Source organism: Actinoallomurus vinaceus (assembly GCF_039542055.1).
GTDB classification, from domain to species: Bacteria; Actinomycetota; Actinomycetes; order Streptosporangiales; family Streptosporangiaceae; genus Actinoallomurus; species Actinoallomurus vinaceus.
Genome location: NZ_BAABHK010000020.1, coordinates 42,384 through 66,984 on the forward strand (window position 1 = coordinate 42,384; position 24,601 = coordinate 66,984).

Below are 24,601 nucleotides of genomic sequence, written 5' to 3' on the forward strand. Positions count from 1 at the left end.
GGACGCGCAGTGGATGAATCAACACGATATGTTCATCCGCAGCCTAAGCCACCCCAGGCCTTGACCAATACCGTGTCGCTTGAGCATCCCCGGCTACTGTGAAACCCATGCATGCCATCGTCATCGAAAAACCGGGCGACCCCGACGTATTGCGCTGGCGCGAGGTTCCCGACCCCGTCATCGGCCATGACGAGGTGCTGCTCGACGTCGTTGCGGCTGGAGTCAACCGCGCCGATCTCATGCAACGGCTCGGATTTTATCCGCCGCCGGAAGGGGCGCCGGAGTACCCGGGCCTCGAAGTGTCCGGGCGCGTCGCCGCGGTCGGTGACGGCGTCACCGGATGGACGGTCGGCGATGAGGCGTGCGCGCTCCTCAGCGGAGGCGGATACGCCACGCGGGTCGCGGTGCCCGCGGGCCAGCTGCTGCCGGTCCCGCGCGGGCTGAGCCTGGTCGAGGCCGCCGCGCTCCCCGAGGTCGCCTGCACGGTGTGGGGCAACGTGTTCATGCTGGCCGGGCTGCGTTCGGGCGAGTCGTTCCTCGTGCACGGCGGTGCGGGCGGGATCGGGACGATGGCGATCCAGCTCGCCAAGGCGTACGGGGCGCGGGTGCTGTGCACGGCCGGCAGCGAGGAGAAGCTGGAGCGGTGCCGGGAGCTGGGCGCGGACGTCGCCATCAACTACCGGACGGAGGACTTCGTCGAGGCGGCCCGCCCGGTCGATGTGATCCTCGACAACATGGGCGCCAAGTACCTCCCCCGCAACGTCGCCGCGCTGGGCACCGGCGGCCGACTCGTCGTCATCGGGTTGCAGGGCGGCGGGGTAGGAGAGCTCGATCTGGGCGCACTCCTGACGAAACGGGCATCCGTCCACGCAACCTCGCTACGCGCTCGACCGTTGGATGAGAAGGCCGAAATCGTCGCCGGCGTCCGCGAACACGTGTGGCCGCTGGTCGAGTCCGGTGCCGTACGTCCGATTCTTGACCGTACGCTTCCCATGGCGGAGGCCGCCGCGGCGCACCGCACGATGGAGGAGAGCGCGCACGTCGGCAAGATCGTTCTAACGGTGTGAGACTGGGAAATCTATGAACAATCCACTGAACAGCGAAGATCCGCAGGTCGTCGTCGTCGGCCCGAACGGCTTGCCCATGATGGCCGGGGAGATGAAGGACGACTCGGAGGGACGGCCGATCACCGAGATGGTCGAGCAGCCCGCCAAGGTCATGCGCATCGGCAGCATGATCCGGCAGCTCCTCGAGGAGGTGCGCGCGGCGCCCCTGGACGAGGCCAGCCGGGCACGCCTGGCGGAGATCCACCAGCGTTCGATCAAGGAGCTCGAGGACGGCCTCGCCCCCGAGCTGATCGATGAGCTGGAGCGGATCACGCTGCCGTTCACCAACACCGGCAACACGCCCAGCGAGGCGGAGCTCCGCGTCGCCCAGGCGCAGCTCGTCGGCTGGCTCGAAGGGCTCTTCCACGGCATCCAGACCACGCTGTTCGCCCAGCAGATGGCCGCCCGCGCCCAGCTGGAGCAGATGCGGCGCGCCCTTCCTCCGGGCGTCATCCCGCAGCAGGACGAGCCGGGTCACGGCCACTCGTCCGGCCCGTACCTGTGAGCGCCCGCCGCTGAGGCCGAGTGAATTCCCGTACGGCGGGGCCCGGCGAACCGCCGGGCCCCGTCGTGTTCGTCTGCTCCGCCGACCCGGCCCACCAGTGGGCTCGGCGGGCCCTACTCGTCCGGGAAGAGCTCCTCGATCGCGCGGGCCACGCCGTCGTCGTCGTTCGCGGCGACCTTGTGGTCGACGGCGGCCAGCACGTCCGGATGCGCGTTGGCGACGGCGTACGAGCGGCCCGCCCAGGCCAGCATCGGCAGGTCGTTCGGCATGTCGCCGAACGCCACCACCTCGGCGGCGTCGATGCCGTGCCGGGCGCACAGCTCGGCGAGCGTGCTGGCCTTGGACACGCCGAGGGCGCTCATCTCGATCAGGCGGTTGCCGTTGGAGTGGGTCGGCAGCACGGTGTCGCCGACCAGCTTCGCCGCCTCGGCCAGCAGCGCGTCGGCGTCCAGGTCGGGGTGACGGGCGAGCAGCTTGGCCGCCGGCCGCGACACCAGCTCGTCGATCGGCGTCGGTTCGGGGGCCGTCCGGGAGTCCCAGAAGGACAGCTCGAAGCCCTCGGCGAAGACCAGGCCCTCGCCGTGCTCGACCGCGAAGCCGAGCCCCGGCAGCGCCGCCCCGAGACGCTCCACGGCGGCGCGCAGGGCCTCCACCGGGATCAGCCGGGTGTCCACGACCTGCTCGGTGTGCAGGTCGTAGACGATCGCGCCGTTCGCGCAGATCGCCAGCCCCCGGTGCGCGACCGCGTCGGCGACGGGTCGCATCCAGCGCGGCGGGCGGCCCGTCACGAGCACCAGCATCGCGCCCGCCCGCTCCACCCGGCCGAAGGCCGCCACGGTCCGCTCGGACACCGTGTGGTCACTGCGGACGGCGGTGCCGTCCAGGTCCGTGGCGACCGCCCGCGGAGGCGTCATCGCGCCACGGGCTCGAGCACCTCACGGCCGAGGTACTTCCGCAACGCCTGCGGAACGCGCACCGAACCGTCGGCCTGCTGGTGGTTCTCCAGGATCGAGACGATCCACCGGGTCGTGGCCAGCGTGCCGTTCAGCGTCGCCACCGGACGGGTCCGGCTCTCGTCGTCGCGGAAGCGTACGGACAGCCGGCGCGCCTGGAACTCCGTGCAGTTGGAGGTCGAGGTCAGCTCCCGGTAGCGGCTCTGCGTCGGCACCCAGGCCTCGCAGTCGTACTTGCGGGCCGCGCTCGCGCCCAGGTCGCCCGCCGCCACGTCGATCACCCGGTAGGGCAGCTCGACCTTGGCGAGCATCTGCTTCTCCCAGTTCAGCAGGCGCAGGTGCTCCTCATGCGCGTCCTCCGGATCGCAGTAGGAGAACATCTCCACCTTGTCGAACTGGTGCACCCGGATGATGCCGCGCGTGTCCTTGCCGTACGACCCGGCCTCCCGCCGGAAGCAGGACGACCAGCCGACGTAGCGCCGGGGCAGGTCACCGATGATCTCGTCACGGTGGTAGGCCGCCAGCGGCACCTCGGAGGTGCCCACGAGGTACAGATCGTCCTCGGCCAGGTGGTAGACCTCCGACGCGTGCGCGCCGAGGAACCCGGTGCCCTCCATCGACTCCGGCTTGACCAGCACCGGCGGGATCATCGGCACGAACCCGGCCTCGATCGCCTGCTCCATCGCGAGGTTGAGCAGCGCCATCTGCAGCTGCGCGCCCACGCCCGTCAGGAAGTAGAACCGGGCGCCGGAGACCTTCGCGCCGCGCTCCATGTCGATCGCGCCGAGCCGCTCACCTAGCTCCAGGTGATCCTTCGGCTCGAAGTCGAACGAGGGTGGGGTGCCGATCGTCTCCAGGACGACGTAGTCCTCCTCGCCCCCGGCGGGCGCGCCCTCCTCGACGATGTTCGGCACGACGCGCAGGAGGTCCTGCAGCTCCTGCTCGAGCCGCTGCGCCTCGGCGTCGGCCTCCTTGACCTGCTGGGCGAGCTCCTTGGCCCGGTCGAGCAGCTTCTGACGCTCCTCGCCCTGCGCCTTCGACACCGACTTGCCGAAACTCTTCTGCTCCGCCCGCAGGGACTCGAAGCCGCTCAGCGCGGAGCGGCGGCGCTCGTCCAGGTCGAGCAGTCGGTCGACGACGGCCTCGTCCTCGCCCCGGGCGCGCTGGCTCGCGCGCAGCCGGTCGGGATCGTTTCGAAGGGCTCGCAGGTCAATCACAGAGACGAGGCTACCGCCCAGGCCGCCCCTGACCGACCCAATAACCGATCATCCAGCCGGGAACGGCCGGACGGGCGCAGGCGCCGGAGACGACCGCCGCAGCGGCCGTATTCCGGCGCATGGTGACGGTTCCGTCCGCCGGACGATCAGCGGACGTCGACGTGGTCCGCGGCGCTCGTCACGGCGAGGTAGGAGGAATCGCCCGCGTACGTCGCCCGCCACGAGCCGTCCTTCGACGCCTTGGCCCCGAAGGAGAAGCGTCCGTGGCCGTCCGTCCTGGCGGTACCGGCATAGGTCCACTTCGTGCTGCCGTCGGCACGGAAGTAGATCTTCACGCTCCGCGTCGCGAACGCCTTCCATGACGTCGTGTTCCGCTCCAGCACACCTGCCACCGTGATCGTCCTGCCCTTCCGGACCGGCTCCGGGGAGGCGTTGAGCCCGGAGATCCGCGTCCGGTACTTCGTGTCGACGTAGTCCGAGGGTCCCGTGGCCGCCAGGTACGAGTAATCCTTCTCGACGAAGGCGCGCCAGTAACCGTCCCGGTCGGCCGTCACTCCGAGGCTGAAGGCGCCATGCGCATCGGTCAGGGTGAAGCCGGAGGGTCCGGACCACTTCTTCCCGTCGGCCGAGAACTGCACACCGACATAGGCCTGCGGGGCGGGTTCCGTCCCACCCGCCGGGGCCGGCCGCACGACGTGGCCCCGCACGGTCACGGTCGCACCGCGCCCGGCCGGCTCCGGACCGGCATCCAAGTCGACGATCTTCGGCTGTGTGCGGACGATGACCCCATTGGCGACCGCGCTCGAGTGCTCGTAGGTCCCGGATGCGCCCATGTCGCCGAGGAACAGCGCGCTCCAGTAGACATCACCGGGCTGGACCGTCATCTGAGCGCTGTAGGTGCCGTCCGCGCCGGTCACCACGTCGATCGCGGATGCGCCGGAGGAGGAGAGGTTGACGGTCGCACCGCTCAGACCGGACCATTCCCCCGTCAGGCTCTGTCGTTCGAGGCGGCCGGTCAGCGTCATGCCCTTCCCGACGACGCCTCCATCGGCCGGAGCTTCGATCGTCAACCGCGTGGCGAGGGCGGTGTAGTGGACGACCGTCTCGATCTTCGCCGTGCGGTAGATCGCGTCCGCAGGCGACACCGCGTCGACCCGCGCCGCGCGGTTGAGGTGCGCCGCCGCCGAGAAGTACCCCTGATCGTCAGTGATGGTGTAGCCCATCTCGAGGTTCTGCGTGGCGTTGAGCAGTCTGATCGTGTGGTGCCCTACGCCCTGCTCTGTCCCGTCCGTGGCCCGGGTGACGAGGCGGCCGGTGAGACGGAAGTCCCCGTGCTCCGAATCGAGTGAGTCAGGGGAGGCCGTGAGCTCGCTGAGCCTCACGTCCCGGCCGTTGTCGATGATCCCGGCGCTGACATACCCCAGGTGTCCTCCGAGGCCGGTGGCCGCCTTCACCTCGATCTCCACGCGCCCGTCCGGGATCGTCACCGTCTCGGTGCTCCGCCAGACACCGTCTTCAGCGGTACCGGATATGCGGTCGGTGTTCAGCGTGGCGATGATGTTCCGGTCGTTCACCAGGTGCAGCCGCACCACCAACTCCGTCACCCCATAGTCGGAGGCGGCGGCGACCTCGATCTGCGCGCTGTGCCCGGGTGTCGTGTCGGTGGCCTTGGCGCTCTTGATCTTCAGCACCCCGACACCCGCCATCGCCGGCTCAGGCATGGCGAGGACCGCTATGGACATGACCAGCGCGGCCAGAAGGCCGAGGAGTCTGCGCACGTGATCGTCTCCACGTAAGAGGATCTTGGTTGCGCACAGAGGACGCCGCGTGCGATCTCCGCGTTGCCCTGGCGAAAGGCACGGTTCGATCACGGCCGCGAGAGAGAGGGCACCACGTGGTGAGGCGACGATGTCGACGGCGATGCGCCGTGCGTTCACCGGGCGGTGCGGCTCGGATGGGAGAGTCACGGGCATGGACGACGACCTCTCCTTCGCGCTGTTCCTGGCCGACCGGGCGGACACGGTCACGATGAGCCGGTTCCGGCACGCCGACCTCGACGTACGGACCAAGCCGGACCGGTCGGCGGTGACGGAGGCGGACCTCGCGACCGAGCGCGCGCTGCGATCGCTGATCGCCGAGCACCGATCGGGTGACGGCGTCGTCGGCGAGGAGTTCGAGGAGACGCCGGGCGAGGGGCGCCGGTGGATCATCGATCCCGTCGACCACACGGACAACTACACGCGGGGGATCGAGGTGTTCGCGACCCTGATCGCGCTGGAGGAACAGGGCCGGATCACCGTCGGCGTGGTGTCGTCTCCCGCGATGGGCCGCCGCTGGTGGGCGTCCCGCGGCCACGGCGCCTACACCAGCGGTCCGCCGTGGCCGCCGCAGGCGGACGGTTCGGGTGACGGCCGTACGGCGCGGCGGATGCGCGTGTCGGCGGTCGGCGACCTGGCGGACGCCCACCTCTCGTACGCCGCGCTGGACCACTGGGAGCGGCGCGGCCTCGTGCCCGGCATCGTCGGGCTGTCCAAGGCGACGCGGTACGAGTTCGCGTCGGCCTGCTTCTGGGGTCAGATGCTCGTCGCCGAGGGCCGCTGCGACGTGAGTCTGAACCCCCGGGGCAAGATCTGGGACAACGCACCGATCCAGGTGATCGTCGAGGAGGCGGGCGGCCGGTTCAGCGACCTGGCGGGCGAGCCGCGCGTCGACCGGCAGTGTGCCGTCGTCACCAACGGGCTGCTGCATGACGACGTGCTGACTCGGCTGACTCGTTGACAGAGCCGCGCCCGGCGGGCGGCTCGTGCTCGCCCCCGCCGAGGAGCACGAGCCGCGCCGGGTCACGGCGCCGTGCTGGTCAACATCAAGGGATGGACGAGGTATTCATCGGCGTTCTTGTAGGCACCGACGCTGACCAGTCCGTCTCGGGTGTCCGCGACGGCCAACAGCGATGTGTTCTCACTACCGAAGGTCGGCAGGCCGAGAGATTCCCACTGCGTACCGTCGAAGCGCCAGCCGTAGGGTGCGGGGCCGTCCAGGTGGTCACCGACCAGTGTCAGACCGCGCGAGGTGAGCGCCGCGCCGCGCACCTCGCCGGTGCCCGGTGCCTTGACCGCCTGCCAGGACCGGCCGTTCCAGTGCTCGAGCAGTGGGCTGCCGCCGTCGGTGGCGGTGAGCGCCGTGCGGCCGGCGGCCCACACGTCGTTCCGGCCGCCGACCGCCAGAGTGTTGAGCTCGCCATATCGGCCGGTCTTGGGAAGATTCACCAGCTGCCAGGAGTGGCCGTCGCCGTGCAGCAGTGCCGGCTGATCGGTGCTGTTGTGATATCCGGCGACCCAGATATCGTCCGCCGCCGTCGCGGCGACGGCGTTGAGGATCAGGTCATCCGTGCCGGCCGGAAGAGCAGCCTGGTTCCAAGCGGTGCCGTCCCAGTGTTCCAGGAGGCCCGGCACGCTGTCCTGGGTCTGCCTCCAGCCGGCGGCCCAGGCGTCGTTCGGTCCGACCGCGGCGACCGAGAGGAAGCCGGCGGACACAGTGTCCGCCGGAACGGGCGCGGTCACCTTGTACCAGGCCGTCCCGTCCCAGTGCTCGGTCAAGATGGCGTTTCCGGACCCTGCACGGGTGTCGTTGTCTCCGACGAGCCAGGCGTCGTCCGGCCCACGGGTGGACATGGCGTTGATGCGGTTGTAGGTGGTGTCATCCGGTATCGAGACGACCTTCCAGCCCTGGTCGGTGCGCTCGTCTTTGGCCAGCAGTAGCGGCTTGAACATGAGCGCCCCCTCCTTACCCGGCACCGCCGTCACAGTGGCCCCGGCGGCCCACGTGGTGTGCTGGTCCGGTTGGGCGATCGTGACGATGTTGGCGTCGGACACCGGGAGCGGACTCTGCTTCCAGTCTTCGGTCTCGGCACTCGCCCTGCCGGCGGCGACTCCAAGGGTCAGTCCGAGTGCCATCGCCACGGCGGCCAGGCGGCGGACACGGTACGGCAGGGGGTGACGGGTGATCGTGGTGTTCATGGATGCTCCGATAGGGCGGTTCAGCCGAAGAGGCCGGTCCAGGTCGAGGGGTCGGCGGTGTAGACGGTGGTCCTCTTGTAGAGACCGATGAGACCGCCGGTGGACTTCAGCAGCTTTCCGGCCTGCGCGGTCGCGGAGTAACAGACGTCCAAACCGTGCACGCCGTGGACGCACAGCTGCTCGCTGCCGCCCGACGGGTTCACACCGGAACCATCCGCCGCGTGCGCCCCGTCGTTCTCGAACTTGCCCGCTTCGGCGCCGGTGAAAGGCTCCATCAGGTGGGTGGCCGGATGTCCATCGATCGTCGTCTTCGGCGCGCCTCGCATGAACGTCCATTGCGTCGGGGTATGGCCGGTCAGCGAGACACTGATCTGCAGGCCGGGCTCGAACGTGATGGCCGTCTGCCAGCCGATCCCGCTGTGCGAGTCGGTGAGGACGTCAACGTTTCCGGGATTGAGGCCGACCGGCACACGCCCCAGCCGGAGGGGGAATGTCTGAGGGGTGTCGCGGAGCTTGATCGCACGGGCGACTTTGTAGAGCGTCGTCTTGATGTCCGTGACGCCGGGGGCCGCGTCGTACTCCAGTTCGCCCCACTGTTTCGGGCCGAACTGGATGCGTAGCTTCGCCTCCCCCGGCGCCGTCCCGGCGCCAGGCGGTGGCGGCTGCTTCCAGTGGGCGGCGTGGCCGCCGACCGACGGGGCCGGGACCGCCTTGGCGGGCACTCCTCCGCGCAGGGAGCCCAGGGCCGGCTCGGGCCCGGCCGGAAACATCTGAAGGAAGAACTGGGAGTCTCCCTTGCTCGCCCCCAGGTAGAAGGTGCCGTTCTCGAAGCCGGTGCTCGTCGGCCGGTATCCCTTGGGAAGCCAGCCGAACGATGCCCGCGCGATGTACGCGCTGTGCTGTGCGCTGCTGGAGGACAGGTCCACGCTGCCATCGGGCTTCTCCCCGCCCGACGGCAGCGCCAGCACTCCGAGGGCGGCGACACCGACCGCTGCGGCGGTCCCGACGGCGGTTCCCACGCGACGCCGCCGGAGGACCCGGCGGCCTTTCGCTCGTGCCGTCTCGACCGAGATGCTCAGCGGGCGCGGCTGGTCGGTGAGCCGCCGCAGCCCGGCCCGCAGGTCGATCTCTTCCTTGTTCATGCCAAACGCTCCTTCAGAGGGGACCGCCGCAGGTCATGCCGGAGCGTCATGAGGGCGCGGGCGGTCTGGCTCTTGATGGTTCCGGGGGAACAGCCGAGGATCTCTGCGGTCTGCTCCACCGACAGGTCGCAGTAGAAGCGCAGTACGACGGAGGCGCGCTGCCGGGGCGCCAGCGCGAGCAGTGCGGCGCGCAGATCCAATCCCATGTCCGGATCGACCGGGGCGGTGGGCGTGTCGGGTGGCGGCCGTCGCGCGGTGACCCATTTGCGCCAGCCGGTCCGCTGCTCGGCCAGGAACACCCGCATCAGGATGGTGCGGGTGTAGCCGTCAAGGTTGTCGACCTTGCTGGCACGCCTCCAGTGCACGTACAGCCGGGTGATGGTGATCTGCACGAGGTCCTCGGCGTGCGCCCAGTCCTGACAGAGCAGGAAGGCGATCTTGTGCAGCCACTCCAGCCGCCCGGTCACATACTCCGTGTATCTCTCATCGGATGTCACACAACCGTCCTCTCGTCGGTCACTGGACGCCCCCTCTAATGCAGTCAGGGCCTCAAGGGGTTGCGTCGCCCCCGCCATATGTCCGGGTCCCGTTCGCGACGGAGTCGATGCCGGTGGTCGCTGCCACTGTTCGAGCGTCGGCCGATTCATGCTGAGGGCGAAGATCTCGGCGAGCGCGCGAGGCGGCTCCACCCCTGATGGGCGCTGGGTTTCATCCCTGGTTGAAAGGCTTTGCCGCTCACTCAACGACCAGGGATGATCACAAAGGCGTGATCGGCGCCGCTCGCCGCACAGGCCGGCACCTTCCTGCCGTTCGACGGCGACCGGTCGACCGGATCGGACGGCGGTGGCGTACCGGGGGTCGCCGCCGTCCGTCATGAGCGGGATCTCCAGACCGCCCCGGACGGCACCTGGCGCGCCGCTCGATGGGCGATGGCGCTTCCTGCCGAGCCGTGGCGTTGGCGACCACGTCGCCCGAGAGCCGGGAGGCCAGGAGCCGGATCGAGCGGGCGGTGACTCCACCGGGGACCCCGGAGTCGCCGCCCGTTCGCCGTCCCGGCGTTCACCTTCCGACCGGGGACCCCTACCTGCCGATCGCCACCAGCGGTGACTACGTCGACGTCAGATCGGCACCGATCGTCCGGCGGTGACCCCTGGGGTCACTCACAGGTCGTGACCGGAGCGGATGGCGTGCAGCCAGGCGGACGCCTCGGCGAAGTCGTTGTCGTGGGTGCCCCGGCGGATCTCGGTGCGGCCGTGGTCGGCTCGCGGGTAGCTGCCGAGGAAGCGGATGTCGGGGCAGATGCGGCGCAGGCCCAGGAGCGCCTCGCCGACGCGGGCGTCCGCGACGTGGCCCTCGCAGTCGATCCAGAAGCGGTAGCGGCCGAAACCGTCGCCGGTCGGCCGGGACTGGATCAGGGTCAGGTTGACGCCGCGGACCGCGAACTCCGTCAGGAACTCCAGCAGCGCGCCCGGGTGGTCGTCGGTGAGGTAGGCCATCAGCGACGTGCGGTCGAAGCCGGTCCGCGGGACGGGCGGGCCCGGCGGCCGCGCGAGGACGAACCGGGTCACCGCGCCGGGGCGGTCGGCGATGCTGCGCGCTGCGGCCACCAGGCCGTACCGCTCGCCGGCGATCGGGGCTGCGATCGCGGCGTCGAATCCCGAGGTGGCGTCGGCGACCGCCATGGCGGCGCCGGCCGTGGACGTGCCGGTCGTCACCTGGGCGTGCGGGAGCGTACGGGCGAGCCACCGGCGGCACTGCGCGTGCGCGTGCGGGTGGGTGCAGATGCTCTTGATGTCCTCAATTGCCGTGCCGGGGCGGACCAGCAGCGAGAACTCGACGGGGAGGAGGACCTCATCGGTGATGAGGAGGACGTCGCCGTCGGCGAGTTCGTCGACGGTCGTGGGGACGGGGCCCTCGACGGAGTTCTCCAGGGGGACCATCGCGGCGTCCGCATCGCCGCGGCGGACCGCGTCGAGCGCCATCGGAACGGTCGAGAACGGCTCGCGGACGCCCCGCCGCGCCTCGGGAAGGGTGAGGAGGGCGGCCTCGGTGAAGGTGCCCTCGGGGCCGAAATAGGCGAACCGTTCCGGGCGGTCGGCCGGTGCCGCCTCGTCTCGCGGGCTGTCGTCGGTCACGGAGTCCCCTCATGCCGCATGCTGCTTCGGTCCGGCGTCATCCCAGGTTACGGCCGGTCGGCACCTGGAACTGACCGCGGGTTCGGGTCAGGTGGACGTGGAGGATCGGCTGTTCACGCCGATGTCGCGCCCGTCGTCGAGCCGGATCTGCGGCCCCTGACCGAGCCTGGCCGCGCGTACGACCTGGTCCTCTTCTGGAGAGAGCAACTGGAGGCTGCGGCCACTCTGCACGATCTTGGCATAGGTGCGGGTCTCGGTGCGGCCGTTGATGGAGGTGAGCACCACTCCGTCGCCGCCGGAGTTGAGCAGGGCGAGCGAGAACGACAGGCCGCCGGACTCCTCCCGGAGCGCGTCATAGTGGACGATGGCGACGTCGCGGATGGCGCGGTCGTCGGTGGCACCGGCGCTGACCTGCAGGCGGTGGCGCATCATCTCGGTGCACTCCTCAACGGCCCGCGTGGCGCGGCGCCGGGCGCTGAGCCCGGCATAGAGGCCGAGCCCGCCGATGCCGACACCGGCCAGGGCGATCGTGATAAGGATCACGGTCCGAGCGTACCCACCTGGGCGTCTTCACGCGACGTATCCACGCGATCACGTTGAGATTCTCTTACCGGTACCTTCCGCGCGGGCCGCCGGCGGCAGAAGAGGAGAAGGAGACCCAGGGCCCCGAGACCGTACGCGTCCTGGACGATTCGCCCGATCGGCCGCGGCGCGAGGTGATGAGCGAGCATAGTGATCCCCCACCACGGGATCGTGAGCACGTAGAACAGCCAGACCCCGGCCGCCAGTGCGAGCCTTCGCGGGTCGCGGCCGGCGCCCACGATGGCCCCGAAGACGACGACCAGCCAGGCGAGATGATGAATCCAGGAGACCGGCGAGACGAGCACCGCGATCAGCCCGGTGATCGCTACACCCCCGATCTCGTCGCCCGCCAGCGCGGTACGGCGCGCGGCGCGGAAGCCGAAGTACGCGATCACCCCGGCGAACGCGAGCCAGATGAGGGCCGCGACCGAGTCGGGCAGGTAGAGCCGCAGCAGCATGCCGCGGATCGACTGGTTCGTGGTCGCGGTGTTGGAACCGAGGCGTTCGCTGTCGAACAGGGCACCGAACCAGTAGTCGGCGGAGTCCACCGGCAGGACGAGGAACGTGCCGAGCGTGGCGACGACCGCACCGGCGATCGCGGTGCCCGCCTCCCGGCGGCGGCCGGTGACCAGGAAGTAGACGATAAAGACGCCCGGGATGAGCTTGACCGCCGTGGCGAGCCCGATGAGCAGGCCCCGCGGCCAGCGAGGCCGCGGCGCGGCGCAGTCGGCCACGCACATCGCCACGAGGAAGACGTCGACCTGCCCGAAGCGGATCTGGTCCCGCAGGGGCATGGGGTAGGCGCACAGTGCGACGAGGACGCCCGTGAGCACCGGCGCCCACAGGCCGACCCTGGCGAGCAGTGGGCGGAAGGCGTACCGCACGGTGACGGTCAGGGCGAGCAGGACCAGCCCGACCCAGAGCCACTGGGCGACGGCCCACGGCAGGAGGGCGAGCGGCACCGCCACCAGGACGGCGAAGGGCGGATAGGTGAACGGGAGCAGCTGCGGCGGCTGGGTCAGGAAGTCGTAGACCGGGGCCCCGCGCAGCACTGCCTGCCCGCCGGACCGGTAGACGTCCAGGTCGACCATGCGCTGGTCGGGCGGGTTGCTCAGCCAATGCAGGGCGAGCGGCCCCACCGCGGCCGCGACGATCGCGAGACCCGCGACGACCATCGCGATCTCGCGCTTCGTCCTTCGCTCAGCCATGGGTCCATCCTGGCCCAAGTCCGGCACCGGCACGGCCACACCGCCGGACACCGGTGACGAGGGCGGCCGCTCGTACGGTCCGTGACGCTTGACCCAGACTGCCCGCGGCCCGGACGGCAGGATCTGCAAAATCACGTACATCGGCGAGCAACTCGGACGCGGCACTAGCCTGGGGAGGTCCCCCAGATACCGGAGGTGATCGTGGCACGGCCACGGATGGCGGAACGTCACCGCAGGAGCGCGGCGATCGCCGTGCTGGTGGGGTTCGCGGCCGCGTTGCTGGGCCTGCTGCCAGGGACCGCGGCCGCCGCGTCGGCCACGGAGACGGCCGCGCCGCCCGCCAAGGTCCACGGCCGGGTGCTGCTGATCGGTGTGCCGGGCCTGCGCTGGGGCGACATCCGCCGGACCGGCGCGCCCAACCTCTGGAGCCTCACCGGCCAGGCCGCCGTCGGCTCGCTGTCGGTCAAGACCGTGGCCGGGAACACCTGCCCGATCGACGGCTGGCTGACCGTGTCGGCGGGCCAGCGGTCGCAGTTGCGCCACGGCGGTTGCGGTCTGCCACCCGCGCCGAACGGGACGACGGTGCCGGGCTTCGCCGGGTTGCGGCAGGACAACGCGCACAACAAGTACGGCTCAAAACTGGGCCTGCTGGGCGACGCGGTGCATCGGGCCGGGGGCTGCACGATGGCGATCGGCCCGGGCGCGGCGGTCGGCGCGGCGGACGGCTCGGGCCGGGTGGACGGGTACGCCCCCTCGGTGGACAAGACGCCGGCGGACGCCTGGTCGCGCTGCGCGCTCACGGTGGTCGACGTCGACGACGTCGTCCGCGCCTACATCAACGCCGGCGTGGACGTGAACGGCCGGCAGGTCCACGTGACCGACAAGGGACGCGCGGCGGCGGTCTCGGCCGCCGACGCCCAGGTCGGCAAGATCCTCCGGGCGGCGCCCGCCGGCACGACCGTGCTGCTGGCCGGGCTGTCCGACAACACCAGCACCGGTCGCCTGCACGTCGCCATGGCCACCGGCCCGGGGTACGGCCCGCGCTACCTCACGGCGAACTCCACGCGCACGAGCGGCCTGGTCACGCTCACCGACGTGACGTCGACGGTCCTGCACACCCTCGGCGCCGCGCAGCCGAAGGACGCGGTGGGCTCGCCGTGGCGACTCGACGGGCGCAAGTCGGCGTCCGTGGGCCGCGTCGTGCGCGCGCTGAAGGACCGGGACACCCATGCGCGGGTGTACGGCGGTCTCGTCTTCCCCTTCTATCTGGTCCTCATCGCGGTGCAGATCGGGCTGTACGCCTTCGCGACCGTCGGGCTGCGCCGCAAGGGACACGGGCTGCTGGCGGCGACGAAGGTGCTGGCGCTGGCCGCCGGGGCGGTGCCGGTGGCGTCGTTCCTGGCCAACGCCTTCCCGTGGTGGAGGAGCGGGCAGCCGGGGCTGACGCTGACCCTGCTGATCCTGCTCGGCGTCGCGGTGGTCACGGCCGCCGCGGTCGCGGGGCCGTGGCGCCGGTCCGTGACCGGCCCGGGCGCGGTCGTGGCCGGCGCGACGGCGCTGTTCCTGACCCTCGACGTGATGACCGGCAACCACCTGCAGAACTGCAGCGTGCTCGGCTACACGCCGGTCGTCGCCGGCCGGTTCTACGGCTTCGGCAACACGACCTGGGCGCTGTGGGTCACCGGAGTGATCATCGCGACGGGCGCGCTGGCCGGACGGCTGATCGCCGGGCGCGGCGACCGCCGTCTCCTGCCGCTCGCCCTGATCGTCGCCGCGGGGCTGGCGGCGCTGGTCGTCGACGGCGCACCGATGTGGGGCGCGGACTTCGGCGGCATCATCGCGACGATCCCCGGGTTCGCGGCGTTCGCGTTCATGCTGAGCGGCCGCCGGGTCCGGCCCATGCGGGTGATCGCGGTGCTGGCGGCCGGGGCCGTCCTCGTCCTGGGCGTCTCCTTCCTCGACTCGCTGCGGGCGAACCCCACCCACATCGGCGAGTTCTGGGACAACCTGGTGAGCGGGGACGCGGGCACGGTGCTGTTCCGGAAGTTCCGCGGCATGATCGGCACGCTCAGCCACTGGCAGCTGACGGTGATCATCGTGGCCGGCATCGGATTCCTGTTCTTCGCCCTGCTGCGGCCGCTGGCCTGGCGCGCCGCCGCGCTGCAGATGGCCTACGAGCGCGCCCCCGCGCTGCGGGCCACGTTCTTCGCCGTGCTGGTCACCGCGGTGGTCGGCATGCTCGTCAACGACTCCGGGGCGGCGATCCCGGCCATGGCGTTCACGATCGCGGTCCCGCTGGCTCTCGCGGCGAGCGTACGGGCGCTGGAGCTCGGCGGGCCCGAACGGCCACCACGACCAGAGCGATCAGAAGAGCCGTCAGCACGGCAGGCGTGACGCGCGAGCGCACGCCGGTGACCAGCCAGTCGAGGGCGTGCGGCAGCCCGGCGAGCCGCGGGTCCCGGGCCGGCAGGTAGGCGAGCGCCAGCACGCTCGTCCGGGCCAGGAGCAGCCCGTCGACCCGCGACCAGGCCAGGGGGTGGTGGGGCTCAGCCACAGGGGGGTGGTGGGGTGCAGCCACGGGGGTGGAAACGAGCGCGAGCATCGCCCAGCCGAGGCCGTCGTACCAGGGCAGCGCGTACGGGGCGGCGAACAGCCAGGCGATCGCCAGCGCTGCGCTGATCCGGAGCGCGTCCTCCCCGGTCGTGTCCGTGACCTCGCCGACGTCGCGGACGCGCGGCCGGGGCGCGGCGCGCAGCAGCAGGACCGCCAGGACGACGGTGAGGACGGCCGCCCCGCGCTGGACCGCCGAGCGGGGCAGGGTCAGCAGGAGGCCGCCTCCCGCCCCGGCGAACAGGTGCCAGGGCGTGGCCAGCGCCACCGCCCGTGACGCGCGGCCCAACTGGTCGAACGAGTGCGGTCCGGCCATGAGGTACGCCAGGCCGGTGACCACCGCCGCTGTGAGGGGGAGCGCCACCAGCCGGACGGCCGCCGCGCCGGCGCCGCTCCGGGCCGGCGGCCGTCCGGCTCCGGTCGCCCGGCGGGCCTCCCACCAGTCGCGGAGCAGGATCCAGGCAGGTCCCCCGGCAACGATCGCCACGTTGATCTTCACGGCGGCCCCCGCGCCGATGAGGATGCCCGCCGCGACGCACCGGCCGAGGGACCGGGTGTCCGTCTGGCGCGACCACGGCGGATCGGGCAGCGCGAACACGACGAGCCCGGCGATCGCGAACGCCAGCGCGAGAACGTCGTTGTGCGCCCCGCCGACCAGCGCGTACAGCAGGAGCGGGTTGGCCGACCACAGCAGCGCGGCGCGCAGCCGGCGCTCCCGGTCGCCGCGCGTCGCGTGGGCGAGCAGCAGGCCGACGGTCAGGAAGGCCATGACCTGCGTCACCGACATCACGAAGACGGTGAGCCGGACCGAGCGCCCGCCGATCAACGACGCGAACGTCTGCTGCGCGGTGGCGATCGGTCCGTACAGGGTGGGCGCGTCCCGCCAGTCCTGCACCGCGCGGATCACCGGGTCGACCGGCAGGTCGCGCGCCGCGGTGGAGTACGGGTCGTTTCCGGTGACCGCCATCCGGCCGTACGCGGCGTAGTTGAGGTGATCCGCCGAGCCGATGGGCGGCATGAGCATGAACGCGACCGCCGCGACGCCCCCGGCGATCAGGAGGATCCGCGGCGAGATCCACCAGCCGCGCCGGGCGGCGTACAGGCACAGGCCGAGGCCGAGCGCGGACAGCGCGACACCGATCGCGGTCAGCGTGATGACGAGGTACGGGGAGGGGTGGGCATTGAGGGAGTAGGGCGGCTGTGCCGGGCCTCCGCGCAGGGCGGGCTCCATCACGGAGGGTCCGAGCAGGGCCACGGTCAGGAAGCACGCCAGGCCGAGCGCGGCGGCCGACAGCCCCGCGAAGCCCAGACGGTCAGCGCGTGGCACGACGCAGCCGGGCGAGCTGCCGGGTCACGGCGGGCTCCCGTGCCGCGAGCGCGCGCCCGACGTCCCGGAACTGCCGGGCCCGGTGCAGCTGGGCTCGCCAGTCGGTGCCGGTGGCACGGTGCGCGAGGGGGACCTCGACCTCGGTCACCTTGAACCCCTTGCGCAGGAGGTCGATCGTCAGACCGGTCTCGACCCCGAATCCGGGAGCGAGGGGCAGGGCCGCCTCGAACGCCTCGCGGGTGAGACAGCGCTGGCCGTTCAGCGGCTGCGTGGCGGTCCAGCCGGTGACGCGCTTGATGCCGTCACGGGACAGCCGGACGACGAAGCCGTGGCCGCCGAGCTTCACCCGATCGCTGAAGACGGCGATGGTCATGGCGGCGGACCCGGCGCGGACCGGTTCGATCAGCGGTCCGGCCTGGCGCGCCGTGTCGCCGAGGTCGGCGTCGAGGAACAGCAGGTGGTGGGGGACGTCGCCGTCGAGCAAGCGCACGGCGGCGGCACCCGTCTCCATCGCGGCGCCCTTGCCGCGGTTGCGCGAGTGCCGTACGACCTTCGCGCCCGCGCCCTCGGCCAGCCGCCCGGTCGCGTCGGTGGACCCGTCGTCGACGACCACCACCAGGTCGACGCCGGGTAGCGACGCCGCCGCCTCCACCGTCGCGGCGATCCGGTCCTGCTCATCCTTGGCCGCGATGATGACGGCCGTGTCCGCCTGCATGAAGGCGATGGTAGTGGCGGTCAGGTGCCTTCGAGGGCCGGTAGGGCATCGTGCACGGAGAACACCGTGTCGAGGCCCGTGACCTGAAGGATCCGGCGTACGGCCGGACGCGGTGACGCGAGCTCGAGCGTGCCCCCGTGCTCACGGAGTCGTTTCATGGCGGAGAGCAGGACGTTCATCCCCGTCGAGTCGCAGAACTCGACCCCGCTCAGGTCCACCACGACCCGGCCGGCTCCGTCGCGAACGAGGGAGGCCAGCTCGGCTTGCAATCTGGGCGCCGTATAGAGATCGACCTCGCCGTAGACGGATACGACGGCGTGACCCCCCTGAGACGCGGTCGAGACCTTTAGCTCCACGAGCCGCACACTAGCGCTCTCGGAGCGGGCGAACCAGAGTCGAACGAGATTAGGGAGCGGCCGTTGCCAGTCGGTGGGACGTGCTTTGCCAACGAGCAAGTGACTTCTGCGACTTACGAGTGAAATTTCCGACAATTCATGTGCCAGCGCAACGTCAGGGAGATCTTCTCAATTCTCGGCGTCGAAGTGCGCGAATCCGCCCACCGGCGCGTCGCCGGTGCGAGAAGCTGGGAAGATGACGAGCGACAGGCCCGGCGACCCGGGACGCCGCCGGGTCCGCGAGCGGCTGGAAGCCATTCGCGATCGTTCCGAGAAGTCCAGTTCATGGCGGTCCATTACGCAATATGTCTCGCGCCTGGTGAATCGCGAGGGGTACGTTCCCGTCAAGGCCCGATTGGCCCGGGAGGACATCGTTTTCCTCGCCTCCGCCCGTGACGACGTCATCGCTTTCTGCGAGATGACCCTGCGCATCATCGACCTGCACCGGCCGCAGGACGCCGGAGGCATCACCAGCGACGTCGCCAACCCGCTCCGGCGGTGTCGCGCCTGCATGTGGCGCTGGCCCTGCCCCACGTTCCGCGCCGTCCAGGACATGGTCGACCGGCCGCCGGGAGCCTGACGCGATCACCGGGCCGCGATCATTTCGTTATTCTTCGCCTCCCAACCAACCGTGATCTTGGTGCGTCTACTGATGCATGACGAAAACGATGCCCAAGGCGATGGGGCTTACCGCCGCCATCGGCCTGTCCGCTCTGATCCTCACCGGATGCGGCTCCAAGTCCAAGGATTCCGCTGACGCACAGCCGAGCTCGGGCGCGCCGGCCGCTTCCAGTTCAGCCGGCGCCGGAACCCCGTCGAAATCGAGCGGGAAGTCCGGCGGGAAATCCACCGGCACCGGAAAGGGCCAGGCCTCCGGAAAGGGAGCGACCGTGCTGCCGATGACGGCGAAGGTCCGCTCGGCCATGGTCGACGCGTACCTGATGGATGCGATGAAAAAGCACCCGAAAGAGAAAACGGCCGACGTCGTCGGCCCGACGGAAACGCACTACGGAAAGGTCGGTGGCGTCTACTACGCCATCGGAGAGATCTCGCTCAAGAACGATCCGGCGACCAAGCAGGACGGTCCCTTCGTCTGGAAGAGCCCGAACGGAACCGACTGGGGTTACGAGGGCGACACCGGAGGCTCCCCCTGCGGCAAGGTGCCGACCGCGCTCGTGAAGGCGTGGGGCAAGTCCTGCTGATGACCGATCCGCGGGCACCCGCCGGGCCCGCGATCCCCGGCGTACGGGCTCGCTGAACGCGTCGGGCCGCCACCTCCGGACAGGAGGCGGCCCGGTGACGACACGAGCGAGCGGACGCAAGTTATCCACAGGGTGTGGGTTTCGTGATCCACAGCACCCACATCACCGGGAAATAGGCCCTGACCAGCGATGGAGGGGCTTGATCCGGTGGGCCATCGGCGTGCATCCCGGATTTGTCCACGGGTTGTCCACCGGTTGTCCACAGCCGGCCCTGGTTGGGGACGGCGCGCGACGCTACGGCGATCATGGCCGAGATCGGCCCGAAATGCACTGTCACCGCGTTCCGAGCGCGTACGCTCGACTCATGGGGCGCGCGATTCTCACCATCATCGGGATACTGCTGGCGATCTGGCTGTTGTTCACGGTCCTCGGAATGCTCATCTCCGCATTGAAGTTCTTGCTCTGGCTCGGCGTTCTCGCGGTCATCGGCGCCGTGATCGTCACGGTGATCAGCAAAATGGCGAAGAGCTGATAGCGGGTCTTGTGCCGCCCTATGGATGGCACGCATGATTCGGCCATGAGCCTCACGGGCATCCTTCGCGACCGGGCGAGCGAACGCCCGGACGAGACCGCCTTCAGCTACGAAGGCACCCGCGTGACATACCGGGAATTCGACCAGCGTGCGGACCAGGTCGCGGAGGCGCTCCGGGCGTCCGGCGTACGCCCCGGCGACCGGGTCGCCGTGCTCGACAAGAACTCACTGGCCTACGCCGAGTTGCTGTTCGGCGCGGCGCGGGCCGGAGCCGTGCAGGTTCCGATCAATTACCGATTGTCCGCCGATGAGATCGCCTACATCGTCGACAACGCGCGGGCCCCGGTGCTCGTGGTCGGACCGGAATTCGTTCCGGTGCTGGACGCGATCGCCGGCCGCCTGCGTCACACCGAGCACCTGATCGTCATCGGCGGCACCGGTCACGGCTACACGGACTACGACGCGTGGACCGACCGGGACGCCGGGCCGCGCGACGAGTCCGGCGAGGTGTTCGTCCAGCTGTACTCCTCGGGCACCACCGGCCGGCCCAAAGGGGTCATGCTGACCCACGAGAACTTCCTGACCGCGCTGCCGATGAGCGAGCAGCTCTGGGACATCGGCCCGGACAGCGTGCTGATGGTCGCGATGCCGATGTACCACATCGCCGGATGCGCCCTCGCGGTCGCCGGGATCTACGCCGGCATCCCCGCCGTGCTCGTCCGGGAGCCCGATCCGGTCGGGATCGCCCGGTCCGTCGAGGAGCACAAGGTCACCCACGTCTTCCTCGTCCCGGTGCTCCTGCTGTTCATGCAGCAGTTGCCGCAGGTCAGGGAGGCGGACCTGTCCAGCCTCCGCCTCATCATCTACGGGGCCTCGCCGATCAGCGAGGAGGTGCTGGGCGGCGCGCTGGAGATGCTTCCTTCGTGCGACTTCATGCAGGTGTACGGCATGACGGAGACGACGGGGGCCGTCACCCACCTGCCCCCGGCCGACCACGTGCCCGACAGTCCGCGGCTGCGCAGCGCGGGCATCGCCAACCCCGGCAGCGAGCTGAAGATCGTCGACCCGGCGACCGGCGAGCCGCTGCCGCCCGGGCGGGTCGGCGAGATCGTCTGCCGGTCCGCGCAGAACATGAAGGGCTACTGGGCCCTGGACGAGGCCACCCGGGACGTCGTGCTCCCCGGCGGCTGGCTGCGCACCGGCGACGCCGGCTACCTCGACGAGGACGGTTACCTCTACATCCACGACCGCGTGAAGGACATGATCATCTCGGGTGGGGAGAACATCTACCCCGCCGAGGTGGAGAACGTCCTGATGAGCCACCCCGCCGTGGCCGACTGCGCGGTCATCGGCGTGCCGGACGAAAAGTGGGGCGAGACGCCGAAGGCCTTCGTCGTCCGCGACGGCGAGGTCGGCGAGCGCGAGCTGATCGACTTCTGCCGGAGCAGGCTGGCCCACTTCAAGTGCCCGACCTCCGTGGAGTGGACGGACGCCGTTCCCCGCAACCCGACCGGCAAGGTGCTCAAGCGCGAACTGCGCAAGCCGTACTGGGAGCACGAGAGCCGCGCGGTTCGTTGATACAGGCCGGACAGAGCGGAAGGGAGCCGGATCCGCCAGAGCAGGCGACGCGAGACGGTGCACCGAGCCGCGTACTCAGGGGGAGATCATGAATCCGTTTCCGCCCGGTCCGCCACCGGTCCCGCCTGGCGGGTCTCCGGGCTTCCCGGGGCAGCCACCGGGCCCGCCGGGAGGGGCACCGCTGCCGCCCGAGCAGCTCCGCGCGATCCTGAGCAACGCGGTCATGCGGCAGGCGTCGTTCGGATGGCGTCTCCAGGCGCAGTCCGACATACAGGCGGTGCTGGTCACCGGCGGCCAGGTGAACCACGTCCTGCACCTGCTCATCACGCTCCTGCTGTGCGGCCTGTGGCTGCCCGTCTGGGTGATCCTCGCCATCACCGGGACCGAGAAGCGCCTGGTCATCACGGTCGACCCGTACGGCGTCCTGCTGTTCAACGGCCGTCCGATGCCGCCGGTCGGTCCCCCGGGTCCCCCGGTCGTCCCGGTCGGCCCCGTCGGGCCCCCGCCCGCCAACCTCAACGCCCAGGCCGTCGCGGCCGCCAACCTCCGGCGTGAGATGCGGCACAAGGCCCGCGAACAGGCCGCCGCCGACATCGTCCTCGCCCGGGAACTGCGGATCGGCCGACCCGATCTACCCCGCCAGTACGACGACGGCGGGCTGATCGACGTCAACCACGTGCCCGCACAGGTCCTCACGCTGTTCTCCGGGGTGACGCCGGAGCTGGCCCAGCACATCGCGACGGTCCGCGACCACGTCGGCGGCTTCTCTTCGGCGGAGGAGCTCGCGGCAACCGCCGACCTGCACCCCGACCTCATGCCCGAGATCGCGGAGTACGCCGTCTTCCTCCCCTGAGCAATCATGTGACCCACATCACGGGAACCGGGAGGATCGGACCGGACAGTCCTGGGCCGTGGAGATGAGTATGCGCGCCCGGGTGCGCGCCGGAGACCCGGACGCGTTCAGAGAACTCTTCGACGAGCACGTCCGCTCGGTCTACAACCATGCCTTTCGCCTGACGGGCAGCTGGTCGACGGCGGAGGACGTGGTGTCGCTGACCTTCCTCGAAGCCTGGCGGCTGCGCGACCGGGTCGACACGGACGCCGACGGCGGTTCGCTCCGCCCCTGGCTTCTCGGCATCACCACCAACGTCGCACGGAACGTACGCCGGGCGGCCCGGCGATACGACGGCGCGCTGGCCCGTCTTCCGCGGCAGGAGGCGGTCCCGGACTTCGCCGAGGAGGTCACCGCCCGCATCGACGACCGAGAACGCCTCGCCCTCGTGCGTACGGCCCTGGCGGCGCTGCGCAAGCACGAGCGCGAGGTGCTGGCCCTGTGCGTGTGGTCCGGTCTCGACTATGCCGAGGCCGCAGAGGCGCTGGGAATCCCGGTCGGCACGGTGCGCTCCCGGCTGTCGAGGGCCCGCAAGAAGCTGCACAAACTGGTCGCCGCGGGAAGGATCCGGCCACCCGGAGAAGATCGGGAACCGCATGCCGGCCACGGACAGGGAGAAGGTGACCGCGAAATCGCGGTCCGGTCCGCTCAGGAGAACACCCGATGAACACCACCCCGACTCAGCCCGGCCGCGACGATCGCGAAGAGCTGGCCCGGTTGCTTCCGCCACCGGCGGAACGGGATCTGCCGAGCGGCCGTCACCAACGAATCCAGGAGTTCGTGATGAGCCGGATCCACCAGGACCTGCAGTCGGCCGAGCGGCCGCGCCGTACGCGGAAGCGTCGCCCCGTCTTCCTGGCCGCGGCGCTGACCGCCGTCGCCGGCGCGACCGCCGCCGCCGTCGTGATCAGTACCGGAGACTCCGGGAAGCCGACGGGCGGACCGGGCGGCCATGCGACGGGCCGTACGACGGCGTCTCTGTCCGCGCAGCAGGTCCTGCTCGCGGCCGCCAGCACCGCGGAACGGACCCCTGGGGGCTCGGGCACCTACTGGTACGTCAAGACGGTGACGAATGAGGGCACGGGCAAGGCCCCGTTCCAGTGGGAGACCTGGACCCGGCGCGATGGCCAGGAGTGGTTCAGAGGAGAGAAGTCGGGCGGCAAGGTGGTCAAGATCGTCCAGCCCACTCCGTTCCGGCTCGGAGGGGCCGATGTGAGCTTCGCGCAGATCGAGAAGCTGCCGGCCACGCCGAACGGTCTCAAGGCGCGGATCGCCGACATCGTGAAGCACGGCGACGTCAGGACCAGTGCCGGCCGACTGAACGCCGAGGACCAGCGAGACGCCGTCTTCTCGGGGTTGGTCTCCTTGGTCTCGGCGTTGCCGGCCACACCGAAGGTCCGCGCCGCGGCCTTCCGCGCGATCGCCACCTATCCGAACGTCAAGAACCTGGGTGCCGTGAGCGGCGGGCAGGCCCTGGGGATAACGTCCTCGCACCCGGCACCGCCCCCGCGGCCCGCAGCACGGCCCCCGCGGCCCGCAGCCAGGGGCGGCCAGGCGGGAAGCGCTCCGGACAGACTGGTGGTCGATCCGGCGACCGGGCGCGTGCATGAGACGAACTTCTTCGTCACTCCGGACGGGGCGGAGGCCTTCGTCCCGGGTGGTGCCACCATCGTCGCCGAGTGGACGAAGGTTCTGCCCAACTAGCCGTCCTCCGCCGATCCGCGCCGCCGCGTTCGCCGGTAGACCTGCGCGATGGACGGTCGGCACGCGAGGTCCGGGCATCGCCCGGGCCTCGTCTCGCGTCGGCGGACGGGTCGGGTCAGGCCGGCGTGTCCACGGCGGTCTCCCACGGGACCGGGCGGAGGAAGCACGTCCCGAGCAGCCTGGTGTGGTTCCAATCGTCGTCGTCCGGCGCGTCGAGGCCGTCGAGGACCAGCCGGGCGGGCGGGAACGGCCGTCCCTCGCGCAGCTGCGCCAGGTCGGTCAGGCGGGACCGGTCGGCGGCGAGGTCGCCGGGCTGGTCCAGGCTGCCCAGCCCGGCACGCAGGTTCTGGTAGAACTGCTCGTCGTCGATCAGCACCGCGATCTCGTAGAGCTCGATCGTCACGGACCGGCCCGGCATGGACGCGACGCCCTCCCGCAGCAGCGCGGCGTGGTCGTCCAGCCGCCCGGCGCCGTCGAAGATCCGGTTCAGCGCCGGGAGGGCCGCGTCGAGCTGGGCGAGCGCGCGTTCCTTCGGCGCGAGCGGCGCGGTCGCCTCGATCGGCCCGTCCTCCTCGTCCTCCGGCGGGAACGTCTCGGTCACCAGGTCCGCCGGCCGGAACATCGCCAGCCACAGCAACGGCACGCAGTAGACGTCCTCGGCGAGCACCTGGTGCTCGAGGCCGGGGATGTCGCCCCGCCACCCCGGATTGATCCCGTCGTAGTCGCCGACGAGCAGAAAGGACCGGTTCGCCATGATCGCCGACCTTAGCGCCCGCACCACC

At 70.7% G+C, this 24,601-nt stretch carries 25 protein-coding genes; 12 read left to right on the plus strand and 13 right to left on the minus strand.

Annotated elements, in window-relative coordinates; genetic code table 11:
- Positions 1-107 precede the first annotated feature (107 nt).
- On the plus strand, positions 108-1,067 hold the full coding sequence (locus ABEA24_RS45285) for an NAD(P)H-quinone oxidoreductase (RefSeq protein ID WP_345440664.1): 960 nt from the start codon (positions 108-110) through the stop codon (positions 1,065-1,067).
- A gap of 13 nt (positions 1,068-1,080) precedes the next feature.
- A complete protein-coding gene (locus ABEA24_RS45290) occupies positions 1,081-1,611 on the plus strand; it encodes a bacterial proteasome activator family protein (protein WP_345440667.1) in 531 nt (176 codons plus the stop codon).
- Between the two features lie 113 nt (positions 1,612-1,724).
- On the opposite strand, the gene ABEA24_RS45295 is transcribed toward ABEA24_RS45290, so the two are convergent.
- From ABEA24_RS45295 to ABEA24_RS45305, 3 genes are all read right to left on the minus strand, one after another.
- Complete coding sequence (locus ABEA24_RS45295) at positions 1,725-2,525, minus strand: HAD family hydrolase (RefSeq protein WP_345440670.1); 801 nt, start codon at positions 2,523-2,525, stop codon at positions 1,725-1,727.
- Positions 2,522-3,781, minus strand: a complete 1,260-nt coding sequence (gene serS / locus ABEA24_RS45300) for a serine--tRNA ligase (RefSeq protein ID WP_345440673.1) — start codon at positions 3,779-3,781, stop codon at positions 2,522-2,524. Before serS ends, ABEA24_RS45295 begins: the two co-directional genes overlap by 4 nt.
- Before the next feature lie 146 nt (positions 3,782-3,927).
- Positions 3,928-5,559: a tudor domain-containing protein gene (locus ABEA24_RS45305; protein WP_345440676.1), complete on the minus strand. Its 1,632-nt coding sequence runs from the start codon at positions 5,557-5,559 to the stop codon at positions 3,928-3,930.
- Between the two features lie 193 nt (positions 5,560-5,752).
- On the opposite strand from ABEA24_RS45305, the gene ABEA24_RS45310 reads away from it, so the two are divergent.
- The gene (locus tag ABEA24_RS45310) at positions 5,753-6,559 is read left to right on the plus strand and encodes an inositol monophosphatase family protein (RefSeq protein WP_345440679.1); all 807 of its coding nucleotides are present in this window, start codon (positions 5,753-5,755) and stop codon (positions 6,557-6,559) included.
- Positions 6,560-6,621: 62 nt separating this feature from the next.
- On the opposite strand, the gene ABEA24_RS45315 is transcribed toward ABEA24_RS45310, so the two are convergent.
- Genes ABEA24_RS45315 through ABEA24_RS45325 form a run of 3 tightly spaced genes read right to left on the minus strand, consistent with a single transcriptional unit; the run spans position 6,622 to position 9,436 of the window.
- On the minus strand, positions 6,622-7,797 hold the full coding sequence (locus ABEA24_RS45315) for a beta propeller repeat protein (protein WP_345440682.1): 1,176 nt from the start codon (positions 7,795-7,797) through the stop codon (positions 6,622-6,624).
- A 20-nt stretch (positions 7,798-7,817) separates the two neighbouring features.
- Positions 7,818-8,939 (minus strand): hypothetical protein, encoded by a 1,122-nt coding sequence (locus ABEA24_RS45320; RefSeq protein ID WP_345440685.1) that lies wholly within the window; start codon positions 8,937-8,939, stop codon positions 7,818-7,820.
- Positions 8,936-9,436 carry a SigE family RNA polymerase sigma factor gene (locus tag ABEA24_RS45325; protein ID WP_345440688.1) on the minus strand — a complete coding sequence of 167 codons (501 nt, stop codon included), beginning with the start codon at positions 9,434-9,436 and terminating at the stop codon, positions 8,936-8,938. The genes ABEA24_RS45320 and ABEA24_RS45325 overlap by 4 nt, the downstream gene beginning before the upstream one ends.
- Before the next feature lie 452 nt (positions 9,437-9,888).
- Between ABEA24_RS45325 and ABEA24_RS45330 the strand changes: the two genes are divergently transcribed.
- Positions 9,889-10,086 carry a hypothetical protein gene (locus ABEA24_RS45330; RefSeq protein WP_345440691.1) on the plus strand — a complete coding sequence of 66 codons (198 nt, stop codon included), beginning with the start codon at positions 9,889-9,891 and terminating at the stop codon, positions 10,084-10,086.
- 13 nt (positions 10,087-10,099) lie between these two features.
- On the opposite strand, the gene pheA is transcribed toward ABEA24_RS45330, so the two are convergent.
- From pheA to ABEA24_RS45345, 3 genes are all read right to left on the minus strand, one after another.
- Positions 10,100-11,074, minus strand: a complete 975-nt coding sequence (pheA, locus tag ABEA24_RS45335) for a prephenate dehydratase (protein ID WP_345440694.1) — start codon at positions 11,072-11,074, stop codon at positions 10,100-10,102.
- 87 nt (positions 11,075-11,161) lie between these two features.
- Positions 11,162-11,617: a DUF4446 family protein gene (locus ABEA24_RS45340; protein WP_345440697.1), complete on the minus strand. Its 456-nt coding sequence runs from the start codon at positions 11,615-11,617 to the stop codon at positions 11,162-11,164.
- Entirely contained in the window at positions 11,614-12,864 is a 1,251-nt protein-coding gene (locus ABEA24_RS45345) for a glycosyltransferase 87 family protein (protein WP_345440700.1), read from the minus strand. The genes ABEA24_RS45340 and ABEA24_RS45345 overlap by 4 nt, the downstream gene beginning before the upstream one ends.
- A gap of 201 nt (positions 12,865-13,065) precedes the next feature.
- Between ABEA24_RS45345 and ABEA24_RS45350 the strand changes: the two genes are divergently transcribed.
- Positions 13,066-15,258: a hypothetical protein gene (locus tag ABEA24_RS45350; protein WP_345440703.1), complete on the plus strand. Its 2,193-nt coding sequence runs from the start codon at positions 13,066-13,068 to the stop codon at positions 15,256-15,258.
- On the opposite strand, the gene mptB is transcribed toward ABEA24_RS45350, so the two are convergent.
- Genes mptB through ABEA24_RS45365 form a run of 3 tightly spaced genes read right to left on the minus strand, consistent with a single transcriptional unit; the run spans position 15,143 to position 17,872 of the window.
- Complete coding sequence (gene mptB / locus ABEA24_RS45355) at positions 15,143-16,801, minus strand: polyprenol phosphomannose-dependent alpha 1,6 mannosyltransferase MptB (RefSeq protein WP_345440706.1); 1,659 nt, start codon at positions 16,799-16,801, stop codon at positions 15,143-15,145. The genes ABEA24_RS45350 and mptB overlap by 116 nt on opposite strands.
- Positions 16,788-17,516, minus strand: a complete 729-nt coding sequence (locus tag ABEA24_RS45360) for a glycosyltransferase family 2 protein (protein WP_345440709.1) — start codon at positions 17,514-17,516, stop codon at positions 16,788-16,790. The genes mptB and ABEA24_RS45360 overlap by 14 nt, the downstream gene beginning before the upstream one ends.
- 20 nt (positions 17,517-17,536) lie before the next feature.
- Positions 17,537-17,872 (minus strand): STAS domain-containing protein, encoded by a 336-nt coding sequence (locus ABEA24_RS45365; protein ID WP_252785280.1) that lies wholly within the window; start codon positions 17,870-17,872, stop codon positions 17,537-17,539.
- 235 nt (positions 17,873-18,107) lie between these two features.
- Here ABEA24_RS45365 and ABEA24_RS45370 point away from each other — a divergent pair, with 235 nt between their 5' ends.
- The 7 genes from ABEA24_RS45370 to ABEA24_RS45400 all read left to right on the plus strand — a co-directional run bounded on the left by ABEA24_RS45370 (position 18,108) and on the right by ABEA24_RS45400 (position 23,819).
- Positions 18,108-18,491, plus strand: a complete 384-nt coding sequence (locus ABEA24_RS45370) for a hypothetical protein (protein ID WP_345440712.1) — start codon at positions 18,108-18,110, stop codon at positions 18,489-18,491.
- An 88-nt stretch (positions 18,492-18,579) separates the two neighbouring features.
- Entirely contained in the window at positions 18,580-19,113 is a 534-nt protein-coding gene (locus ABEA24_RS45375; protein ID WP_345440715.1) for a hypothetical protein, read from the plus strand.
- Positions 19,114-19,477: 364 nt separating this feature from the next.
- On the plus strand, positions 19,478-19,645 hold the full coding sequence (locus ABEA24_RS45380; protein ID WP_345440718.1) for a hypothetical protein: 168 nt from the start codon (positions 19,478-19,480) through the stop codon (positions 19,643-19,645).
- A 45-nt stretch (positions 19,646-19,690) separates the two neighbouring features.
- Entirely contained in the window at positions 19,691-21,223 is a 1,533-nt protein-coding gene (locus ABEA24_RS45385; protein WP_345440720.1) for a long-chain-fatty-acid--CoA ligase, read from the plus strand.
- A gap of 88 nt (positions 21,224-21,311) precedes the next feature.
- A complete protein-coding gene (locus tag ABEA24_RS45390; RefSeq protein ID WP_345440723.1) occupies positions 21,312-22,076 on the plus strand; it encodes a helix-hairpin-helix domain-containing protein in 765 nt (254 codons plus the stop codon).
- Positions 22,077-22,146: 70 nt separating this feature from the next.
- The gene (locus ABEA24_RS45395) at positions 22,147-22,782 is read left to right on the plus strand and encodes an RNA polymerase sigma factor (RefSeq protein WP_345440726.1); all 636 of its coding nucleotides are present in this window, start codon (positions 22,147-22,149) and stop codon (positions 22,780-22,782) included.
- Positions 22,779-23,819, plus strand: a complete 1,041-nt coding sequence (locus tag ABEA24_RS45400) for a CU044_5270 family protein (RefSeq protein ID WP_345440729.1) — start codon at positions 22,779-22,781, stop codon at positions 23,817-23,819. The genes ABEA24_RS45395 and ABEA24_RS45400 overlap by 4 nt, the downstream gene beginning before the upstream one ends.
- Before the next feature lie 115 nt (positions 23,820-23,934).
- On the opposite strand, the gene ABEA24_RS45405 is transcribed toward ABEA24_RS45400, so the two are convergent.
- Entirely contained in the window at positions 23,935-24,573 is a 639-nt protein-coding gene (locus tag ABEA24_RS45405) for a hypothetical protein (RefSeq protein ID WP_345440731.1), read from the minus strand.
- Between the last annotated feature and the right edge of the window lie 28 nt (positions 24,574-24,601).